We start from the raw sequence: 23,639 nt of genomic DNA on the forward strand, positions 1-23,639 counted from the left end.
GTCTCGGTGAGCGAGCCCCTGACCGAGGCGCTGCTCGCGGACACCAGCCGCCTTCTCCCCTTCCTGAGCGGCGACACGCCCTTCCTCGCGGAGCTCGTCGCCCTCCTCGGCGCCGCCACACCCGACGCGGTCCACCGCTTCGACATGCTCGTCCGCGCCCTGACCGCCGGAGACGACACCGCGCTGACCGAGGCGGTCTGCGGTACGCCGGGCCTGGCGACGGTCCTCTTCCACGCCACCCTCCTCACCGCGACCCTCGCGGACGGCCACGGACGGTTCCGGGACGCGGCCGACGCCCGCGCCCTCCTCGGCGACCCCGTTCTCCTTCAGGCCCTGGAACAGGCCCCCCACGTCACGCGTCGGGTGCTCTCCGACCCCTCCCTCCGCGCAGCGGCGGCACGTGACCCCCGTCTGATCGACACGATGCTCCGGGTCCCCGGCTTCGCGGCCCTCATGACCCGGTGGCCCGGCCTCGCCACGCCGGTCGCGGACGTCCGGTGGACCCCTGCCCTCGTCACGGCCCTGAGCGGTCTGAAGGGCCTGGCCGAGGCGGTCCTCGACCGTCCCGAGCTCGCCGCCCAGCTCGGCCTGTCCGACCTCCTCCGGCTCCTGCGCGACCATCGGGTGCTCCTGGCCGACGCCCGCGCTCAGTCCCCGCTCTGGCTGGCCCTGCACCGCCTCCCCGGCCTCCGCGCGGCGGTGACCCGCGACCCCGCGCTCCTCACTCGCCTGCGCGCCGATGTCGGACTCCCCGACGCGTTGGAGTCCGCCGCCCGCGAACTGAATGAAGCGGACACCCTGCTTCTGCTCGCTGCGGCGGGCGAGCCCGGACCGGCGCCCACGCCCGCAGCGGAACCGCCCCGTTGGGACGGCCTCGCCCGCCGCGCCCTCCACGTGGCGGAGCTCCTACGCCGCAGCCCGGACCTCGGCGCCCGGCTCGCAGCCCACCCCGAACTGGTCCAGCACCTGGCCGAGCACCCCGAACTGGCCGCGCTCCTCCTCCACCGCCCCGACCTCGCCGACCTGCTCGACGCCTCCCCGGAGACGGCCCCCGCCCTCACCTTCGCCGACTTCGCCGACGCCACCCCGCTCAGCGGCGACTTCGCACGGGACTTCGCCGCCTACCTGGAATCCATCGACGTCGTCCTGGGCGCGGAGGCGTACACGCTCGTCCGGGAGACCCTCCGGCCGGAGTGGACCCGACGTGATGAGCAGCGCCGCGAGGCCTTGGAGGAGACTTTCCGCCACCTCCGGTCCCGCCTTGCCGCGCTCGATCCGGCCCGACCCGACACCTGGCACCACAGCGGACGCGTGCGCTACGCGGGCGGCCTGGGGGCCGGTGCGTTCACCGGCGACGAGGAGCTGGTCGACCGGCTGGCCGGCGGGGAGACCAGGCCGAGCGAGAGAGCCGTCCACCTCAACCGTCCGCTCCACGCCCCCCTCGGATCCGGCCGGGGCGGCATCACCTTCGCGTACGTCGTCGACGACACGGACTGCCAGGTCGACCTGCTCGTGTACGGCCGTGCCTCCCGCCGGTCCGCCTCCGGCAACGCGTACGTCTGGGACGGCGACGGGGGTCGCTCGACCTACGGCCCACTGCCCGTCGAGACCGTTGAGGACAACGCCTGGCTGCGTCGGTCCCGAGCCCTTGTCGAGCGGCTGCGCACGCGAGGCGGCGCCGACGCGCTGGTCGACGGCCTGCGGGCCGCGTACGGCCTGACCCGGCGTGGTGTCGCGGAGGCCCCGCCGAGCACCGGCCCCGGCACACCGCGGGACCCGTTCACCGGTGAGCCGACGTCACCGGACGTCCCGTGGGCGTCGCGGCGTGCCGACGCGCCGGTCGCCCACCTGTCGACCGAGGTCTTCGACCCGGACCGGGCCCCCGGCGAGGGCCGGACGCTCCTCGTCCGAGTGGCGGTTCGCAGGATCGAGACCGAGGGCGGCGCCTGGGTCCGCGACCTTCAGCTGGACCTCCCCGTCGAGCCCGGTCTGGGCGCCGAGGAGCGGATCGCGTTCGAGCGCCGTCTCCAGGGCATCCTGGACCGCGCCCTCGGCCATGGCCGCCGCAGGCTGCCCCGCTCCGGCGACCTCCTGCACGTCTCCGTGACGCTCCACGAGAACGCCACCCACCCCGAGCGCGTCACTCTCTCCGTGACCCCTGCCGGCACGCTCCCGCCCCGCCCCGACCAGCTCCACCTCGACACGGGGCACAGCGACGAACAGCTCGCCCACGAGCTTCTCCACTACCTCGGCTCGCGGGACCGGTACGTGACGGAGGGAGCGGTCTTCCGCGGCTCGGCCTCCGCCACCGCCGTCCAGGGCAGCGGGATCATGGCCGACACGGAGCACGGTCTGGTTGTCCCCGACGGCCAGCTCGCCGAGATCGAGGCCGTCCTCGACTCCGGTCCGGTCGTCCGCGACCACCCACTCCCGCCGCCCGCGCCCTCCGACGTGCCTGAAGGCGCGGACCCGGTGCACCCGGAGGTCCCCGTCGACCCCACCCCCGAGGGGCTGTTGCGGGCCGTCCGAGCGTCGGCGCACGGCGGCGCGCTGCCGGAGGCGCCGGACGGGGCCGGAGGGACGCCCGACGCGGCCGCCCTGCGCCGTCGGCTGGCCGACGCCATGGCCGACGAGGACCTTCCCCCAGGCCCCCTCGACCTCGCCGACCAACCGGTCTCCCTCGACGTACTGGACGCTGCCGGAATCGCCCTTGCCCAGCCGCAGCGCGTTCAGGCGGTGCTGACGGGCGGTTCGCTCGGCCCGGCCTCGCTGACCCCGCTCCAGCGCATGCGGTTCGCCGTGCTGACGGAGCCCCGCTGGACCCCGGACACGTTCCGGGCGGCCGTCGCGACCGCCGCCCGGACCCTCGGCGTCCCTCCTGGTGACCTCCTCACGCGTACGGCACCCCCGACGGCGGTACGGACCTCCGCCCCTGGCCCCGCTCCCGTCACCACGCCGGTGTCCGGCGACCCTCTCGGCGTCACGGGCCCGCCCGGCCCGTCGGGGCGGGAGACCGGTCCGACGCCGCCGGCGACCACCGACCCCGCGGGCACCGGCCCCGGGGCCGAGCCCGCCCCGGTCGCGGTCGACCGGATCGCGGAGGCGGACGCCCGCGACGAGGCGCTGCTCTTCGCGCCGCCCGCCCACCTCACCGACCCCGACTTCCGCATGGGCGCGGGCACGGAGGCGTACCGGATCATCGACGAGACCCCCGACGTCCTCCTGGAACGCGTGCTCGACCTGCTCCCCGCCCCCCTGCGGGACCGCCACCGCGTCGAGCTCCGGGAGCGGCTGGCCGGTCTCCGGCAGGGCAACGACCTGCGGGCGGCCATCGGCGACGCCCTGGTCCTCTCCCTCGGCACCGGCGGCGACGCCTTCACGCTCGTCCTGCGCGCACGTCCCGCCGGGTGGATCCAGCTGACCGACCCTCAGGGGCGACTCCTGGCGGGCGAGGAGACGTTCGCCATGGAGCGGCACGAGCTACGGGACGACGACGGCCTCCGGCAGGTCCGCGTCCACGGCCACACCGACCGCCGTGCCACCACCTCCGCGGTACGCACCCGCACCGGGGCGGGGGAGCAGGACGCCAGCCTGTCCTCGTCCGGCACCCTCGCGACGGGGCCTCTGCGCGGTCTCGGCGGCCTTTTGCGGGGTCCCTGGACGGTGGGCAACACGACGGAGACCTCCTTCGTCACCTCCACCGTGCTCGACCACCGCGGGGTGAAGTTCTCCTCCTACCGTGCCGTCACCTTCCTCGCCGGGGTGGGTTGGGACGCCGTCGTGCTGCGCCCGGGAGGCGCGCGAGCGCAGTGGCAGGAGTTCCGGCCGGGTGCCCTCCTCATCGACGTCGCGCGCGAGGCGGCCCGCTCGCTGCCGCGGCCCGAGGGCGGCCCCGCCCACGCCTCCTCGTCGTACTGGAACGAGACGACCGGCGACCGCCAGCCCGACGCGGACAGCATGCGCCAGGCCCTCGTCACGGCGTCGAACCTCCGCGACGGCGACCCCGGTGGCGATGCCCCCGACGATCTGGCCTATCAGTCCTGGGAGCCCGCCGACACGCCAGCGGCACCGGACGGCGGACCGGACGGCGCACCCGACGGCGGCCCCGGCGCCGAGGAAGACCCGTGGGTGCACGTCGGCTCCGGTGCGCGGTTCGAGGTGCTCCAGGGTGTCGCCGGCTTCCGTACCGCCGTCTACCGGCTGGCGCGCGAGACGTTCTCCCAGGTGGGCTCGGCGGGGCATGCGGTGCTGACGCAATTCGCCTCGCTGGACACGCTCATGGCCGGGATGCACGATGCCACGGACGGTTTCTTCCGTTCGCCCGAGATCCCCTCACCGGACGGTACGAGGCGACTGCGGATCGATGTGCGGGCCCGGCACCGCAACCCCCGGGTGCTGTACGACGACGACTTCAGCCGCGTCGAACTCGAACGGGCCGCGATCACCACCTCCGGCCGCCAGACAGCGCGGACCGACCGGCTCCAGCTCGGTGGCTCGATGAACGTCAGCCTCGGCACCTCGGCCGTGCGGCTCACCGCCTCGGGTGGCCTGTCCGGCACGCGGAGCGTCCGCACCAGCGTCCCCGGGGAATCGATTCTGGGCATCGACGCGGCCAAGCTCGTGCTCCACGACCGCTCCACGGTGGTCGCCTTCGACACCGAGCTGATCCTCACCGCGGACGGCGACGGCGGGACGCTGACCGTCCCCGTCACCTCCTTCGTCCGGATGCTCGCCGCCGACGTACCGGAGGCGTGGCGCACCGGCCCCGTGGAACCCCCGCCTGCCCACGGCTCCGAGTACCACGCGCGCGCGGCCGCCGGCCGACGGATGACTATCCCGGCCCGGTTCCGTGACTACCTCCCCGGAGCGGTCTGGATCGGCGACATCGACCCGGGCGGCTCGGCACGCCTCCTGGATGGGGCCCTCGCCCTGATCCGCACCGCCTTCCCCGGCTATCTGCCGCCGGGCCCCGGGCGGGGCGGTCCCGGCACGGAGCTCTTCGGCAACCTCACCAAGCTGGTGGACGCCCTGGGACCCCAGCAACTGCGCGGCCGGCTGCCCGCGATGCTCAACGTGGGGGAGACCATCGTGCTGACCCGTCCCGGAGGCGGGCAGATCCAGGTGACGGTCCGCGCCGTGTACGACCCGGCCGACGCGGTCAGGAAGCGGAGTCTCCACGGTGAGATGGAGATCTTCTCCGCGTCCGGGCAGGACATGACGACGACGGTCACGAAGACGACGACGGCCGGCGCCTCGGCCGACCTGGCGGTCACCGCCACCGGGGCGCGGGGCGGGCCGCTCCAGGGCGTGGTGCCGCGCGTCGCGACCTCCCGGGGCCTTTCCCGGGCCCGTACGGGGCAGAGCGGCTGGATGCCCCGGATGGGCACCGGCCTGCTCGCCGAGTGGCTGACCGAGTTCTCCGTGCCGGTCACCGTACAGGTCGGCGTCGAGCAGACGCTGCCGGCGGAGGCTCCCCCGGCGGGCGTGCCCCGATCGGCCGCCGCACCGGAGGAGCACGAGCTCCAGGAGACGGAACCCAGCGCTCTCGCGGATGCTGGGGCTTCGACGCGGAGCCGTATGCCCGGCGCCTACCCCGAGGACGTCAAGGGCGCGCTGCCCGGTGGGGGAGACGACGAGTCCGACCACGACTCCGAGAACGAGTCCGACGAGGGATCCGGCACCCGGTCAGGGGCGAGCCTGCCCCGCCCCGCGACGGCCGCCGGCGCCCGCCCGCGCCCCCTCCTCGCCGCACCCGTCACGCTGGAGACGACGGTCGTCCTGCCCGACGAACTGCTCGACGAGACCGCTCACGGCACCACGGACCCGCTGCCCTCGGTCGGCCTGAGGACCGAGGAAGGCCCCGACGGGCCCGTCCGTGTGCCGTCCGGCCTCGGTGACCAGGGACTCGAATGGATCCCTTCACCGGGTACGGGGCTGCCGCTCGACGCCCTGACCTATCTGCACACCGGCCCTGCCCTGAAGGCCCTGGAAAGCCGGCTCGCCGCCCTCGGCATCACCGCGCTGGCGCCGGTCGACCACGCGGCGCTGCGTTCACTGCTGCACAATCTCGGGCAGCGGCTGCGGGACTTCACCCAGGCGCCCCGGGTCCTGTTCGAGCGCCAGGTCGGCACGCACTGGAGCGGCGCCCGGCACATGCTGTCCGTGACCGTCACCGCCGATGTCGTCCGGCTCAGCTCGATCGGACCGTCGTCCTCCCCGGGATTCGCCCTCTACGGGCACGCGGCCCGCAGTCTCGTCACGGACACCGGCAGCGACGCGGTCTTCGGAGCCGGCGCGGGCGTGGAGCTGCCGCTCTCCCTGGGCGGCGCCCAGTTCCTCCGGCCCCGGGGTGCCTACCAGTACGCCGACGACGCGCCGATCACCGAGACGCGAGGCCTGCTGAGCCGCTTCGATGTGATCGACGCCACCATCGGCGCCCAGGTGTGGTCCGACAGCCGGGTCCACCTCACCTTCGACGTCACCGCCTGGTACGAGACCGAGCTGCCCGAGGCGCTCACCGGCCCGCTCGGACTCGGCCGCTTCGGCACGCGGACCTCTTCGACCTCGGTGCCCGTCGACGGCCTGACCATGATGAACGCGGTCGAAGCGGCACCGCGCGGCCTGATCCCGGCCGACCACCCCGTGCTGCCGACGATCCCCGACGGGACAGCCCCCGCCCCGGCGGACGAAGGCGGGGACGGCCGGACCCGGGAACTCGTCGCCCCCGTCGCGCGCGGCGGCGGCTTCGGCGTGGCCCTGGTCCGGGAGATACCCGACCTCCAGCGGTTCACCGCCGGGATCGTCGCATGGTTCAAGCAAACGTACGACCCGAGGTTCGCCTCGGCCGTCGAGCGCGAACTGGCCAAACTGACGTCGACGGCCGGTGTCAGAGGGCTGATGGAGGCGCTCCTCGACGGCCTGACTCTGTACGTTCCCGACCGGGACCTCGGCTCCACCTTCCTCGCGGAGCTCTCCTTCCGCGCCCGGCTCGGTGAGTCCGAGTACCTGGGGACGACGCTGGAACCCCGCCTGTGGGACCGGTCCGGACAGGCCGGCCGGCTACTGACGTCGGCGACGGACGTCGTCTCGTCCCACACAGGACTGGGCAGCGCGGCCGTGACGAGCGCCGGCTTCGCGCCCTGGGACGTCAACCGCGACGCGACCACGTCGGTCCTGGTGTCGCGGGGCGGAGGACGGGGGGCGCGGCGCAGCGCCATGACGGAACACTCCGCCGTCAGCGCGCTGCAGGGCATGAGCGTGCTCGCCCTGAGCGGCCACACCGTGCACCTCTCCGCCGACGTCAGGGTCCACCGCGCCGTGACTGCCGGCATCCCCCTCCTCGGCACTCTCCCGGGCTTCCTCCTGCCGGCCGCCGCGCCTTCGGTGGGCGCGGTCCACACCCGCGCCTTCCCCAGTGCCCCGCTGACGGGTCGGCTCGTGCTGGCCTTCCCGCCCGAGACCGGTGTCCCCGCCGGGGCCCCGCCGCTCGCGCCGGCCCCCGAGCCGAGGGTGGTGACCCTCCCGGCCGGCGGCACGGAGCGCACCGGCCTGCCGCTCACCCCCGTGCTCCTCAAGGACACAGTCGTCGGCGGGCTCCGGGGCCTGCCCGCGCTGCGCCGCGCGGCGGCGGGCCTGCTCACCGATCTCTCTCCGGCGGCCCACTCCTGGTTCGGGGCTCCCTACCAGGCCAGGAGTGTCCTGGAGACCGTCCTCGGACAGACCTTCCTGCACCCGAGGTTCACCGGACTCACCCAGGAACCGCTGCTCGTGCCGCTCACCCTCCCCGGTGTTGTCTCGGACCTGACCGGGGTCCTGGCGATCGAGGCCGACATCCAGGAGATCCACCCGGTGAACCTGGAACCCGTCACCCTGCCGATGCTCAAGACACGCATGTACACCCGGTCCGGGAAGAAGGCCTGGAGCAACGAGAACGCGACCCGTACCCTGCGCGGTGAGGTGAGCGCCCGTTTCAACCAGGGACTGCCCCGGCCGGAGGAGCCCACGGCCAACCTCCATGAGGGCCTCGGCGGCATCGGCACGCTCCAGTCGGGCTGGAGTGCCGAGACGGGCGGCGACCGCAGCACAGCTGACACGGGCATCAAGCACTCCCGCCGCTCCTACCGGCAGCTCCGAACGGGAGACGTCCGCTGGCGACTTACCTGGACGCCCGACGGCGGCACGCCGAACGGCGTCGAGGTCGTCGTCCCGGAGGGGGCGGACCTTTTCAGCCCCACCGCGACGGCCCGGGCCCTGATCGCTCTCCAGCCGCTGTCCCCGACGACCCCGGCCCCCTACGACCTGACGTCCGGACCGGACCCCCTGCCGCCCGTACGGGAGGAGGCCGAGTCCTCTGAACCGTCGACGTCTCCTGAGCCGAGGCCGGAGCCCGAGCCGGCTCCCGAACCCGCGCCGAGGCCGGAGCACGAGCCGACGCCGGAACCCGATGGGGCCGACCCGGACGCGGCCCCCGTGAACCCGGTGCCGGTCCCGGGCGAAACCCCGGCTCTGGTTTCGGCCTTGGACGAGGCCCTGACGCCGGCCTCGGTCTCGGACGCGGACGAGGTCGGCTCCGAGGACCGAGCGGCTCCGGCCGCCGTACCCGCCGCGGCCGCCTTCTCGCAGCCCGCGGCACCGCCGGTCCCGGCTGGAGGCACACGGGATTCCGGCGTGGGCGAGGGCGGCGGTCCGGTGCCGCCGGCGTTCGTGCGGCGCGGAGCGCTCGGGTCGATGACCGTCGAGCAGGTACCCGTCTGGACCGAGGAGCGCGCCCGGCTCTGGGCGACCCTGGCGACCTACGAACTGCCTGACGACATCCGCTCCGAGGCACTGAGCGCCGTCCAGGGCATGCTGCTGACCAAGAGCCCCGAAGCGTGGTCGGGCCTCTTCAGGGACGGCCTGCTGATCACCGCCGGCGGCAGCGTCGTCTGGATCCTGCCGACGCCCGCCCGGCTCCAGGTCCCGCCGCCCGCCCCGGGCAGCCGGCCGGTCCAGCGCTACCGCGTCTCCTTCGGCTCCACGAGCCACGCGACCGAGGATTCCGAGGAGACCACCAGCGGCGTCGAGTCGATGCTCCAGCTCGGCTTCCGCCTCACCTCGGCCTTCGCCTCGGCCGCGACCCTCGGCGTGCCCCAGTTCGGCATGGAGTTCGGTCGCGGCCGCTCGCGCGGCCACGAGGTCGAGGTCATCTCGGGCCTGAAGTCCCTCACCAAGGGCGCGCAGCCCTTCGAGAGCTCCCTGCGGCTGAGGTTCTTCCGCGACGGGATCGAACTGTCCTCGGGGGCGCGGGACCGGGACGACACCGACGCGTACGCCGTGCCGAGGGGCATCGGCGTGGAGTTCCCGGCCGTCTTCTCCGCGCCCCCGAGGCCGCTGGACCTGACGACCGCGCCATCGCCCGCCACCGTCCCCGCCGGTCAGGAGAGCGACGCGCTCCACACCCAGGGCACGCTCCACGCCCTCGACCTCGCCCCCGTCGTCGCCGGACTCCAGCGACGGCTGCGGGACGCGGGGCTGCCGCCGGAGGCGGTGGCGTCGATCCTGGCGGAGATACGGAAGGGAATCACCGAGCCGCACGCGCTCGACCGCAGCCGCTTCTGGTTCACCAGCGGCGACCGCGGCACGCCCGTCCGACTGCGGTTCTCCCGCTTCGGCGCCTTCCGGGGACAGGTCACCGTGCGGGCCCGGGTCGTCGGAGCGGGCCTGCGCGAGCTGACGGACGGGCTACGGACCCGGGCGGATCTGGGGCTCGGGCAGACGCGTTCCCGGGCCAGGACCGGATCCAGCAGCGCATCGGTAACCTTTGGCAACACCGTCCTCGGCCTGACACACGATCCGACGGAGGGGCGGACGCGCGGGCTCCTGCCGCTGGCCTCCGTCCAGGCGGGGACCAGCCGTACTGACGGCTTCTCCACCTCGGCCAAGACGCAGGGGCATACGGTCCTGGCCCCGTTCCGTGCCATGTTCGCCCGCTACGACGCGGATGTGGAACTCACCGTGACCGTCGACTCCGACACCCACCCGGACCTCGGCCCCCTGACGGTGACCACCTATGGCGAGATCGGCGTGCCCTGGCAGTACGGCAAGGGCGCCGCGGAGTGGGAGTCGCGGACCCTCGGCGGGATCCGCACCCCGGGCCTCGCCGCGCACGTCGAGACCACGCCGCCGGTGTCGGAGCCCCCGTCGACCCCCGTACCGGAGACCGAGCCCCTGCCCGAGCGCGCGTCCGCCCCGGCATCCGGGACGGAGGATGCAGACGTCCGTCCGGAACCGCACCCGGGCGAGCCGCCAGCCCTGGCCGGGCGGCGGGACGATGTTCAGGGCCTGGGCTTCGCGACGCTCCATTCGCTGCCGGGCTCAGAGGACGTACTCGACGGATTCCTGGCCCAGTTGCGCGACCTGGCGGGCGACTCGGCGGTGACGACCGCCGTCGCCCAGGAGCTCTCGGCCTTCTTCGGCACGCCCGCCCTCGAAGCGTCCCTGACCGACCTCTTCGTGGGAAGGACCCTTGTGATCCGGGTCGGTGGCAAGCAGTACCGCCTCGGCCTGCGAGCGGTTCTTGGCCGCCGGGTCGGCGGACTGAACTCCGACATCGTGGTCAACACCCGGGCCACCGCCGCCCTCGGACTCACCGGCGCCCTCTCGACGTCGTGGGATGTGGCGGCCGGGATCGGCGGTGCCCTCCGCCTGCCGCTCCGCGGCCGGCTGCGGTTCCAACTGGGCGCGCTCAAGGCCCGGATCCAGCGCGAGAGCGAGCGGGGGAACACCTTCGGCGGAACGGTCAAGGAGACCAACCGGCACGAGACGGCCGGGGCCGCCAACCTCGGCACCTACGAGCTGCGCTGGGAGCTGGAGTCCCACCGGATGTCCTCCGTGACGGGCCTGCCCCGCGAGAGCAGGCGCGCGGCCGTGGAGCGGCCGGGCCGCACCCGCGCCCAGATCCTCGTCCCCCAGGTCTTCGCACCGCCCGTGGCCCCCGGCGCCGAAGAGCTGGCCGCCGTCGGCCGCGTCACGGTCTCCACCACGGTGCCAGCCCTCGCGGAGGGCGACGGCCGCGCCGACTTCACCACCACCGGCGTCTCGGGCGTCCGGCCCGCCTTCCTGGCGGTTCCCGCGCTCGCCCAGCACCTGGCCCAGCTCCTTCAGGACCTCGACGGGCTCTCCACCGCGCAGGTCGCCTCGCCCGCGCTCTGGCCCGCCGAGTTCCGACAGCTCACGACCCCCGACACCCTCGCGGCGTACTTCTCCACCCTGACCTCGCCGGAGGGGCTGGTGGTCGACCTGCCCGCCCAGGGGGGCCGGAGTCTGCGGGTGCGGATCCGCGTGGCGGCGTACAGCGTCGTCCGCACCGGCACCACCGACGAGCCCGTGGAGATCGAGCAGTACAACCAGCTCACCTCCAAGCGATCCCTGGAGACCGGGGTCTCGTACTCCGCCACGCTCGCCCTCCAGGCCGGCCCGCAGATCAGCTGGGGAGGCGGCGACGCGCACGCGCCGGACGACGAGGACGGCGAACCGACCCACGGCCAGCAGCCCCCCACGAGCCGGGCGGGCGTACTCGCCCAGGCATCGGCGACCGTCACGCGCGGCACCTCGCGGACGGTCTCCGACGGCATGATGAGCATCAGCCGGGCGACATACGGCGGGACCAAGGAGCACCTCACGGCCGACGCGGTCTTCCACCTTCGGCTGGAGCGCGACAAGCGTTCCCGCACCGAGGTCCGCGAGAAGTGGGTCCGCGTCGGCCGAGGACTGGAACTTCTCATGCCCGCCTGGCGCGCCGACGAGATCCTCCGCCCGGCCGCCGACGAGTCCCCGGCTGCCTCGCGCGCCGCCGACGAGACGTCCCCCACCGCCGCCACCGAGCCCACGGCCACAGCCACCGCGACCGCCACCACCGGGTCCGAAGCCGCTGGGCCCGTCCCGTCCGTCGTCGACGGTCAGGCGCCCGCCCCGGATCCCTCCGGGCCGGCGCCCGTACCACGGCGGAACGTCCCCACCCACACGTATGCGACGGGCACCCTGCTCGCGGGAGCCGTCCATCCCGAGGTCTTCCGCGCGGACGGCGTCCAGGAAGCGATCGAGCGCCTGCTCACCGCCCGCGGGGTCACCTCGCGCGGTGTCCTGGACGCCGTCCGGTACGCGTTCTCGTCCTCCGCGCTCGCGTCGCAGATACCCGCTCTCCTCGGTGACGGCGTCCTCCGGGTGATTCCCAAGCCCAGCCCCTTCGGCGCCACCGAGTACCTCCTGGTGCGTGTCGCCATGGAGTCCCTGGACGCGGCGGGGGAGCAGTACGAGCGCCCCGACGTGTCCCTGACGGGCCGTTCGCAGGGATCGGAGGAGACCGAGGACGGGACGGGCACCGGATGGTCCGCGGGCGGCGACCTCAACGCCCGTCTGCGGCTCGCGGGCAACAGCTCCGGCGGGGCCGTGCACGGCGGTGCCGAAGCCGGGGCCGGGTACACCGTGGGCCGGTCCTCCGGGACCACAGCCTCGGTGAACCAGCTGGACATCCACCGGATGACGCTGGACGGCGCCACGGCGTTCTCGCACGCCTTCGTGCTGCGCGTCGAGGTGGGTTCCTCCAAGCAGCCGATGGAGTTCGTCTCCGCGCCCCTTCGTGGTCTCGGCAACGCCGCCGACGCGGTGAAGCACCTCGCCCTCCTCTCCAGGAAGCCGGGCGCGCCCACCCGGATGCCGCTGGGCGGCGGCCTCGGCCGGTATGGCGTCTGGAGCGAGACGGCGACCGTCGAGGGCTCCATGCGGCTCCTCGTCCCGACGGCGTTCACGGTCCCCCTGCCCGTCACGGAGGGAACCCGACCGGGCAGGCCGTCCCTCCTGCACCGCCCGAAGGGGGAAGCCGTCCGATGGCTGGAACCACCCACCGGAGAAGACGGCGGCACCGAGCCGTCCCCGCCGACTCCTGACGCGGCGGACCTCCTCTCGGAGCACGTCGTCCCGCTCGACATGCCGGCCGCGCACGCCGTGCGCCGCTGGGCACGCCATGCCGTCCAGGCCGCCGTGCCGCGCCGTCCGGACCTGGACCGGATCGCGGAAGCGGACGGCCCCGCGCTCACACCGGGCGAGCTGACCACCGTGGCCGGGATGCGGTACGCGCACGCCACCAGCGAGGACGTGATGCGCCCGCGTCTGGAGCAGCTGCTGCGCGGCACCTACACCGTGCCCGTCGACCGCGCCTCCCGTACGGTCCGCTTCACCGTCACCCGGGTCCGGCGGTTCGGCCCTGAGCAAGGGACCCAGGCCACCGCCCGCCGTTACCAGCAGGCCGACAGCTCCGCCGCGACCTCGGAGAAGCGCACCCGCGGCTGGGAGGTCTCGGCGGGTCCCGAGGCAGGCGGAGAACAGGACTCCACCAGGATGTTCGAGCAGGCGGCCGGGACGTTCGGCCGGACCGGAGGGGACGAGAATTCGGGCGGGCAGGGACGTACGGAGGAGACCAACGCGGTATCCGCGGGGACGTACGGCGGCCTGGAGGCCGACCTCACCGTGACCATCGGTGACGTTCTCGCGTTCGACGTTCCCGCCGGGCTGCGGATGCTCGTGCGACTCGACGCCGGGGGCCGCCTCGGCGACGAGACGGCCGACGCATGGCTGTCCGGGCTCATGGACACCTCGCCCGCCGACGGCGCCGACGACACCGGTCCCTCGCCGAAGGCGCAGGGGAAGCGGCCCGTGTCCGCGGCCGACGCGGAGGAGGAGACCGCCGACGGCCCGGAGGACGAAGGCCCGGAGGACGAAGGCATCGAAGGTGACGAGGCGACAGGCCTCGGGCCGCAGGGCCGGGCGGCCCTCGCCGTGCTGCGCCGCGAACTCCCCGTCTCCTGGCGAGAGCAGATCGTACGGGCCTCCGGGCTCCTCGGACTGCCGCTGTCGGAGGACGGACAGCGGAACGCCTTCCGCGAAGCCACCGTGCTGACGGCCGCGTCACTCCGCGACGACGAGCCGGCGACCCGGGCTCTCGTCCGTCACCACAGCGCGCGCGGCGCGGAACGGGGGGAACGGCCGCCCACGGCCACCTCGCTGCTCGCAGCGCTCGACGAGGCCCTGACCGGGCTGCCTGTCGGAGCCCGCCCAGGCCTCGGCGGAGCGACCCCGCCAGGCCCCCACCCGGCCTCGGACGACCCCGCCCGGACGACCGGGGCGTCGGGTGCGGGCACGTCCGCACGGCTCGACCCCGTCGACGTACCGCTTCCGCCCAGCCCGGTATCCGGCCTCGTCAGCGACGGCCCCACGGACGAGGACACGACCCCGGAGTCTCCGGAGCCCCCGGTCTCCCCGCTGGCCCCTCGTGACACCGCCGTCCCCGCCATCACGTCCGACGCGTGGACGCGGCGCGAGGACGAGAAGGACGCGGGCCTCGTCTTCGCGCCCCCGTCCGCGCTCGTCGGCTCCGGGCTCAAGCAGTCGGCGGGTCCGGCCACCTTCGAACTCCCCGACGAACGGCTCTACTCGGCGATCCGCGACGCCCTTCTCGAAGGCTTCCCCGCCCTCCACAGGGACGACCTGGCCCGCGCTCTCGACCAGTGGCTCTCGACCGAGGACTTCATCTCCGAGCTGCCGCAGGCCATCGGGGACCGGGTCGCCCTCACCCTGTTCGTGGGCGGCAAGGCCGTCGACATCACCGTACGGGTGAGGGTCGGGGCCTGGCGGCAGACCACCGACACCCATGGCAGGCCGGTGACGGACCAGGACGCCCCGCTCCCCGTACGGGACCAGCGGGAGGTGCGCACCCGTCAGGTCTTCGAGTCCGGGGACACCGTGTCCAGCAGCGGCACGGCCGCCGCAAGTTTCGGGCTCCCGGCCGTCACCCTCGTCAACCACGCCCTCAGCGGTCTGCCGTCCCTCCGGGGCGTCACGGCGCTCTTCGGCTCCGCGCTCGCCGGCTACTCGGCCTCCGCAACGAGCACCGTCTCCTCCACGGCGACCACCGCCCGCTACACCAAGGGCTCCTCCTATCGGAGCGTGAGCTTCCTGTACGACGTGATGTACGACGTCACACGGCAGGCGGATGGCCTGCCCGCCCACCACCGGCAAGGGCTCCTCGACGGCGCCCTGACGGGCCGCCACGACCGGCGTGTCCTCCGCGCGCGCCGAAAGGACGGGCCCGGGACCACCCACGCGACCTCCGCCACCTGGTCCCCGGCCGCCGAGGACGCCAACGAGCCCCTGCGCCGGGCGATGCAGGCGCTGACGACCTACCGGAACGACGCCGACGCCGGCTCCACCGACTTCCAGGAACGCTCCGCCGACCCCTATCAGGAGGACCGGCAGGACCGGGAGGACCGGGAGACCGCGGAGGAGCCGTCCGTCGTCATCCCGGTGAAGGTGCCGCGCACGTCCCTGGTCGAGTCGTTCGACCACGTCGAGGACCTGCGCCGGGCGGTCCTCTCGCTGCTGCCCGCCGCCGCGTCGACGCCCGGCACGGCCGAGCAGAGCGCGGTGAGTGCCTTCACCGCCGTCCAGTCGGTGGCGGGTTCACTGCACCGCGCCCTGCTCGGCGGCTACTGGTCGCCGCAGTTCGGCAATGGCGTCTCCGGCCCGGCGGCGGTCCGCGTGACGACCGTCTTCCACGACGCCGAGGTGGTCACCGACACCGAGGGCGACGACCAGGTCGACTGGCTGACCCACCTCGACACCGAGGACGTGAACGTCGAGAACGTCGCCCAACGGACGAGCGGCGGCGACGCCTACTCCTACTCGGCGGCGATGCTCCTCGACGCGGCCAAGGGCCGGTTCAGCACGACCGTGTCGGCGCCCGTCGTGGGCGGCGGCCGCAGTGTCCGGGCCTCCGACCCGGGCCGGCAGGCAGGCTCGGTCACCCTCCACAAGATCAAGCTCGAAGAGGCCACCGTCGTGGTCACCGGCCGCACCCGCACGGAGGTCCTCGCACGGGACGGGCGCTCGAAGACCGTTCACGGCCGGGCCTCGCTTCGTCTCCTCCTCAAGGACGCCGAACGCCTGGGTCTGCTGCACGGGCCCGCGCCCGCCGCCACCGAGAGCGGCCCGAAGGCGGGGGACGTGGAGCTGCACGCCCGCTCCGCGCCGGGACGGGAGCTGCGGATCACCTCCCGGCCGGGCGGCTGGCTGCCCAACCTCAGCCGGATTGACGCGGTGGACGACCAGGACGCCGCCGCGCTCCTGGACCGTGTCCTCAAGGCCGTCCACGCGGCCGACCCCGACCTGCTGCCCGCCGGCGTCGGGACCGAGGGGCCGGGCGCCATCGGCGACCCCTTCCGGGTGAGCGCCCACGCCTACGCGAATTTCACCACCCTCTGGAACCTCGTGAGCGGCGAGCCGCTCGCCGGCCGGCTTCACGACATCGTCAACGGCGGGGTCTCCGTGGTTCTCAGCCGCCCGGGAGCCACAGGCCCGGTGGAAGCCGTCCTGGAGATCAAGGGCGTGTTCGATCCCCTCGAGTTCACCTACGGCGGACTATGGGACGGCAACGTCGAGACGTACTACGGGAACTTCTACGAGCTCCAGGGCGACCGCTCCACGGGCGTGAACCTGGAGGGCGGCTTCGACGTCCCCTTCTGGTACAACACCCCACCCTCCCTCTTCACCTTCCGCAACGCGGGTGTCCGCATCGCGCCGCGTCTCGGCACCTCCTGGGGCCGGACGGCCGGCGGAGGCTTCTCCGCCGGCGGCGCCTCGGGCGGGGGATCCCGCTTCATGGGCGTCTTCGACGGCCGGGTGAACCTCACGGTGCGCGTCACCACCCGCCCGGGCGCGGCGGCCTCCGCCTGGTCCGCGCTCAGGACCGTACTGACACCCCCGAGCACGGGCCTGACCGCACCGACTGCCGTGACCGGAACCACCGGCGACGCCGGGATCGAGCCGAACCGGACGGAGGACCAGGACGCTGTCCCGGACCCGGCCGGCGCCCCGGAACCCGCCCCCTCCCCGGACCCGGCGGACGCCGAGGCCGGGCGGGCCGTCCCTCCGGCGGCCGCCCCCATTCCGGTCGGCGTCCGCCTCCTCGTCGCCGACGACGTGTGCGAGGAGCGCGACTCCGACGGCGCCTGGCACCCCTCGCCGCGCATGCGCTCCGTCCTCGACCCCGTCACCCGCAGGGCCTCGCGGGAGACGGACACGAGCACCGCCCCCCTCGTCCACGTTCCGACGGACGGTTCCCGACTTCCGCTGCACACCCTCTTCATGGCCCACACCGGAGGCCTGCGCGGGGCGGTCGACTCGATGCTCGACGAACTGGGCGTCGTCCTCTCACCGGCCGACCGGGTCGCGCTGTCCACCGCGCTGCACGCCCTGGGCCCGCGCCTCCAGGACTTCATCGGCGCGGCCCTGCCGCTGTGGACCGGCTCCCTCGGCCGGGACGCGTTCGGCGCGCCCCGCAAACTGAACGTCGAACTCCGGGCCCGCGTCGACCGGATGACGACCACCGGCGTGAGCCGTCACGCCTACCAGTACGACCACACCCTGACGACCGCCGCCGTGAGCGACAGCAGGACGCGGGTCCCGTTCGCGCCGAGCGCGGCCGTGGTCGGCAACGCCTCCTTCACCTCGAACCCCCGCCCGGCGGGATACCAGGGCACCGACGCCGAGCGGGGCGCCGCGACGGACCACACCCACACCGCCCTCGCGAACTACCGGTACGGACAGAGCACTCCGCGCACCTTGTCGGCGAGCGCGGAGGGACAGAGCGACCGGGTCGACATTGTCGTGGGGGAGCAGGAGCTCATCGACGCCGCCATGGGATACGACCTCGTCGCCACCGTCTACTCGGAGAGCCCGGTCCAGGTGGGCCCCCTGAAGGGGACCCGCTTCAACGAGAGGCGCGCCGAACGCCACCTCACGGACGAACCGGCGCTGCTGCTGATCCCCGCGGGGAGAGCGGCCGGGATGCGCCTCGGAACGGCGGCTCCGGAGGCCGTCGTCGACACGGTCACCGACGCGCCGACCGACGGCGGCACCGGCCCTGACACCGGTCCCGTCACGGCGAGCCCCCCGGTACCCGCCGGCGGCGCCCGTTACCCCATGGTCCCCGCCACGGACGGTCTCGGCCACGGCACCCTCTACGACCTGCCGGCACTCATGCCGCTCGTGCAGGCCGCCCGCACGAGCGTGCTCGCCGAGCTCGACCCCGACCACGCCGAGGCGGTCATGGCCAGACTGCGCAGCCTCGCGTCGCGGCAGGGCACCAAGGCGGCCATCGAGCCCATGAGCTCGGGCGAGATCAAGATCGTGGTCCCGCACCGGGGGGCGGCGACGACGGCCCTCGCCGTCCTCACCGCAAGGATGGAGCTGTCGAACCCGGTGTACCGGGGCGACGCCGACACCCTGCACGTCATCGAGGGCAAGAACGTCCGCCGGGAGGACACCTCCGACTCCGCGGGCGTCTCGTGGACCCACAGCGCGGGTGCGGGCTGGAACTACAGCCACAACCCCCACGACTCCAGCGAGGTGGTCCTCGACGGCGGAGGCGGCGTCAGCGGCGGGGCCCACTACGGCCAGGGCCGGTCGCTGGGCTCCTCCGCCGGGCACACCCGCAGTTCGGGAATCCTGCACGTCGACGCCGGGCCCGCGCTCGTCTCCTACGACGTCGCCGTGACGATCGACCTCGACCACTACTGGGGCGCGACGGTGTCACCCGCGCTGATCGGCTCGCTGCTCACCCTGTGGGGTTCGCGGAAGCGGACGCGGATCATGGACACCGGGCTACCCGGCGCGCTGACCGTGGCCTATCCCCAGGGGCTGATGAGCCCGGCCCCGCCCCGGGCCACCTTCCGCGCGGAACCCACGGTGACGCCCGCGTACGAGGCACCCGCCCGGTTCGGCCTGAGGCCCACCCCCGAGCACCTCACGGAGGGCTTCCTCGGCACTGTCGGCGGGCTGCGCCACCTGGTCCGGCAGGCGGTGTCCCTCATCGAGGCCGAGTCGGGATCGCTCGGCGGGAACACCTGGCACGGCTCCCGGGCCTACGCGGAGAGCCGAATCGCCGCCGTGTTCAGCCTCGCCTGGCTGCACCAGCGGGCCCTGTCGCTGCTGACGGGCGAGCGGCTCTCGGTGCCCCTGATCCTGCCGGGCGTCTTCCATGACCAGGAGCACGAACTCGTCGTCTCCCTCGACTACGACCGTGTCACGCCCATGGGAGCGGGCGACGACGGTGTGCTGACGGGCACCATCGTGAAGGACTTCCGGCGCTCCCACCGCTCCGTCAACGCGTCCGTCAACACGGCGCTGGAACTGCGCGGCTCGCTCGCGCTCCGCTCCGGTCACGGGACCGGCGGGCCGGACGTCCTGCGGCCGGGTGCGGCAGCCGACGGCGGCCGGACGCGGGGCGTCGGCCAGAGCGCGGGCGCGCTCGGCAACCACCTCGAGAGCGGCGACAAGTCGGCCGGCACCCGGGGCGAGGGACTCGCCGACCCGGACCGCCGCCGCTTCGCCCAGCTCGCGCTCGCGGGCGCCCGCTGGAACATCGGCCTGCGGAGGCCCGGCGGGAGCGAGAGCGGCGTCGTGGTCACCGTCGATGACGACGCCCTGACGTTCTTCGTCCCGGAGGAGCGCGCCGCCGCCCTCCTGGGCCTCGATCCGGAAATCATCGACGAGCCGCTGGTGGGAAGCACACCTCCGGCCAGGGGCGTACGGAGGTTCATCCCCGGAGCGTGGGCGGGATCGCCCGACGACACCCCGGTGCCCTCGGCGGCCCCGTCTACCTTCGCCTCACCTGCCCCTTCGTCCGCCGATTCAGACTCCTCCTCCGAGAACGGGTCGGAGGGCGCCCCTGGCGGGGAGGGCACGCTGACCGGCTCCGCCTTCTTCGACCTCCGGGCCGACCCCGAACCCGGCACCACCGCGCTCGCCACCGACGCTTACCAGCCGACGCCGGACGGTACGGCGGAGGCCGTGGCGGCGCCCTGGGGATCCGCGCACGTCAGCCTCGTCGCCGTGGACACGGACGGCGACGGCGACACGCTGCTGCTGCCCGACGCGCACGGCGGGGAGCCGGAGCCGTACGCCCCCGACCAGGCCGCCCTCTACCTCGCGGGCCTCCTGCGGGCGCTCGCCGACGACTTCCTGCGGCCGCTCGTGCTGCTGAGCCGGGGGAGCGCCCTCGGCCGCGCCGACCTCGCCCACCTCCTCGCAACGCAGACCGGCCGGCCCGTCTGGTACGCCTCCGAGGCGCCCGCCGGCCTGCACACCGACGCGGACGGCGTCGCCCACCTCCGTATGACCAGTGACGGGGGCTGGGACGTGGCCCACCCACCGGCCGGCGAAGAGCCGACGGACGGCGATGGCCCGGCCGCCCCCGCCCCGGAGGACGTGGCACTCCCGCCGTCCCCGGCCACCGGGGACGAGGGATCGGACGAACGCACCGCCGACGGGCCGAGGGACACGGTCCTCGCGCGGGCGCGCGCCGCGGCCCCGGCGTTCGGCCGCTTCTGGGACAAGCTGCCGATGAACCCCGGCTTGGAGGAGTCGCTCGTCTGGGCGCGCGAGGAGGTGCGTCTGCGTCAACTGCTGGTCGTGCGGCTGGACTCGCTGGACGGGGTGCCGTTCACGGCACTGCCGCCCGAGGAGCAGGCCGTACGTCGGGTGGCCTACCTCCACCACGCCCTGCTCGACCTCTCGCCCGGGGACGGGACGGGGGCACGGTCCGCCGCCGTCGCGCTGGCGCGGGAACTCTCCGAGGGGCGTCCGGCACCGGCCGGAGGCCTCTTCGGCGGCGCTCCGGAAGCGGAGGACGACGCGGCGGACGACGGGGCGGCGAACGGTTCCCATGCCGCCCACCGCCTGGCCCTGCCGTCTTTGGCCCTGCCCGCACCGGAGCCGACGCCCTCCGTACCGCTGCCCCCGGCGCTTGCGTCCCCCGCGCTCCCCCCCGGCCAGTCCGAGGCGGAGGCCGCTGGGACCGGTGCACCCGAGCCGGGGGAGGCGGTGGCGCCCCCGAGCGCCCCCGTTGTCCCCGATGCGAGCCAGGCGTGGTTCGCCGCCCCCGGACCCGCGCCGGCGCCGAGTGGTTGGCGGAGGGGGTGGGAGGGCATGACCCTCTCGACGCAGGAGCAGGAGGAGTTCTTCCGGGCGCTCGCCCTTCCGTCGAGTGTCGTGACGACCTTCGACCTCGCTCGTGACTTCGCGGAGGTGACCTTCGGGGTCCGGCTGTCCCGCGGGGTCTTGAGCCGTCTGCACCGGGAGTTCCACACCACCTGGTACCCCGCCTGGCTGGCGCGCCACGCCTCACTCGACGACCTCGTGGCCGACAGCCTGGGCCTGCGGGAGCACCGGTACGTGACGAAGCTGCGGGACCTCGTGAAGTCGCGTGGGTCGTTGCCCGCCAGTTCGGTGGTGTCGAGGCGGGAGCACCGCGCCTTGTTCGAATGGCTTGAGCGGGTCGCGGACGGCGAGGCGATGATCTTGTCCAGTACGAGGGAGGTGCTGGTCCGGCTGGGAGTCCGGCTGACCGGCACGGAGCGGGTCGTCCCTCGGCATGAGCGGCCCGTACGGCCCCTGCGCATACCGACTCGGCCGGTGCCGGTCCGTCCGGCCCGGGACTGGTTGCCGGAGCACGTCCGGAACACGCCGCTCCGTTCCGTGGCCCCGGACGGGAACGCCCAAGGGCTCGCGTCCCGCGTTCTCGCGGAAGAGGGCGAGGGAGTGGCGGAGTCGGTTGTCCTCCCGCTGTTCAACTGGCTGCGGGACCAGCCGGACGCCACACTCGGCGAGGTCTGGGAGGCGCTGCAGTCGATCGTGCCGCAGCTCGGGAACCCGCCCGGCTTCTACCGCCTGCTCCGGCGTTTCGCGGCCCGTGAGTCGCGTGAGCTCGACACCCTGATGAATGAGGCGGGGCACGAGGACCTGAAGCGTGCGGTGGGTTTCTACCGGCGGTACGGCTACCTGCCTTTCGCGCACGACACCTCCGTGGGCGACGACCTGCCGGGTGAGGGGAGGGTGCGCGCGTGGGTGCGCGGTGTCCACGAAGGCAGGTTGCCGGTCACCCCACCGGTCCTGCGAGCACTGGCGATCCTGGGGTACACGCCCCCTGACGCGGCCCCACGCCCGGCGCCGGCACCGGCGCCCAGGGGGACCCATGCGGCAGCACCGCGCCAGGCTCCGGCGCCCGGCCGGACCCGTGCGGCGGCCCCACGCCAGGCCCCGGCGCCCGCCCGCGTACCCGCCCCCGCATTCCCGCCGCCGTCCGCATCCGCTCCGGCCCCCGCCCCCCAGGTGGCTCCCCCGCCGTCGCCCGAGCCCGAGCAGGCGGGCGGGAGCGTGCCGATCCTTTCCCCCGGCACCCGGGCTTCCGTATGGGGTGAGGCCGATCTCGCGGGCACCGCGGAATACCCCGCGCGGGCGCCGCAGGAGGAGGGAAGAACGCTCCCGGTCTCGGAGCGGGACAGGTTCTTCCAGTTCACCCGGTCACACGGTCGCCGACAGACCCTGGGTGACATCCGCGTGCTGGTCGAGCAGCGGTACGGGATCGGGCTGTCGCCCGCGGCCCTGCACCGCCTCAACCGGCAGTACACGATGTACCTGCGCAGGGAGTGGTTCGGCGAACTGCAGCGATGGGCCAGGGCACACGGCTTGGGGATCTACGCCGCACTGGACCACTACCAGCGGCACGGCTACCTGGAGCCGGTGGGCAGCCCCATGGACCGTGATCCCGAAAGCGTGGGCAGACGTCTGGCCGATCGGATCCGGGAGGCGAGAGACGCGGCGTCGAATGGAGGGATCACAGCGAGCGAGGCCCGGTTCCTGGCGGTGATGGGTTATCTGGGCGTCGACGTGCCCCCTGGTGTTCCCACCCTGTCCGAGTGGCTGGACCTGGACCAGGCGCCCCAGCAGGAACCCGTACGTAATCAGGCGCAGACGGCGAACCTCGTGCGCCCGGCGGACAGGGACGACGACCCCTCTGCGCGCCCCCCGAAGCGCCGGCGGATAGTTCGGACGCCGGAGGCATCTCCCGAAGTCCAGCCAGAGCCCGTACCGGCATCGGAGCCAGTGCCGGCTGCGGCGCCCGTGCCTGAATCGGAGCCAGTGCCGGCCGCGGCGCCCGTGCCTGCATCGGAACCCGCCCCCTGGTGGCAGTGGGCCCGCGCATATGGCCTGGAGGCCGTGGACGCGCCCCGCGAGGACCCCTTCTGGGGCGCCCTGCTCGTGACCGCGCGACCCCTGCTCCCGCAGCCCGTGTACGGACCCGCGACCCCGCAGTCGCTGCGGGCCCACGTGGCGCAGGAGGCGCGATGGGACCTGATGAACCGGCGCCGGATCGACTGGTCGGACATCGACAGCCTGGCGATGGAGCTCCTGGCCCCGCGCTGGGCCCGCCTGCAGTACGCCGCTCGCCACGGCCACGGCCCGGTGGACGAGCGGCTGCTGGGCGCCCTCGTCCTGGAGTACAGAGCGGGCTGGGGCGACGCGCAGCGGAGGGAGCTCCTCGACCAGATGCTTGCCGGAGTCTGGGACGAGACCCAGGACGTGATCGCGCCGCTCCTCGCGGCGCGGGTGCTGGGCCTCGACATCCACGTCCTGTCGTCGGTCGCCGATCCCTACCCGATGCCCGGGTACGGCACGGCGGGCCATGCCGTACTGATCCGCCTGATGGGTGTCGACGGTGACGACGGCCAATGGATGGGCACGCGGCCCCGGCCCCAGGGGTAGCCGGT

Annotated in this window: 1 protein-coding gene (running past one end of the window); it reads left to right on the forward strand. The window is 74.2% G+C overall.

What is annotated here, in order from left to right:
* Positions 1-23,634, forward strand: the 3' portion of a protein-coding gene (locus ACFW1I_RS11455) for a hypothetical protein (RefSeq protein ID WP_384668890.1). Its footprint begins 13,905 nt before the window's first position; only the last 23,634 of its 37,539 coding nucleotides appear in the window; its start codon lies beyond the left edge, outside the window; the stop codon is at positions 23,632-23,634.
* Positions 23,635-23,639: the final 5 nt, after the last annotated feature.

Source organism: Streptomyces sp. NPDC058955 (genome assembly GCF_042741435.1).
Classification (GTDB): Bacteria; Actinomycetota; Actinomycetes; order Streptomycetales; family Streptomycetaceae; genus Streptomyces.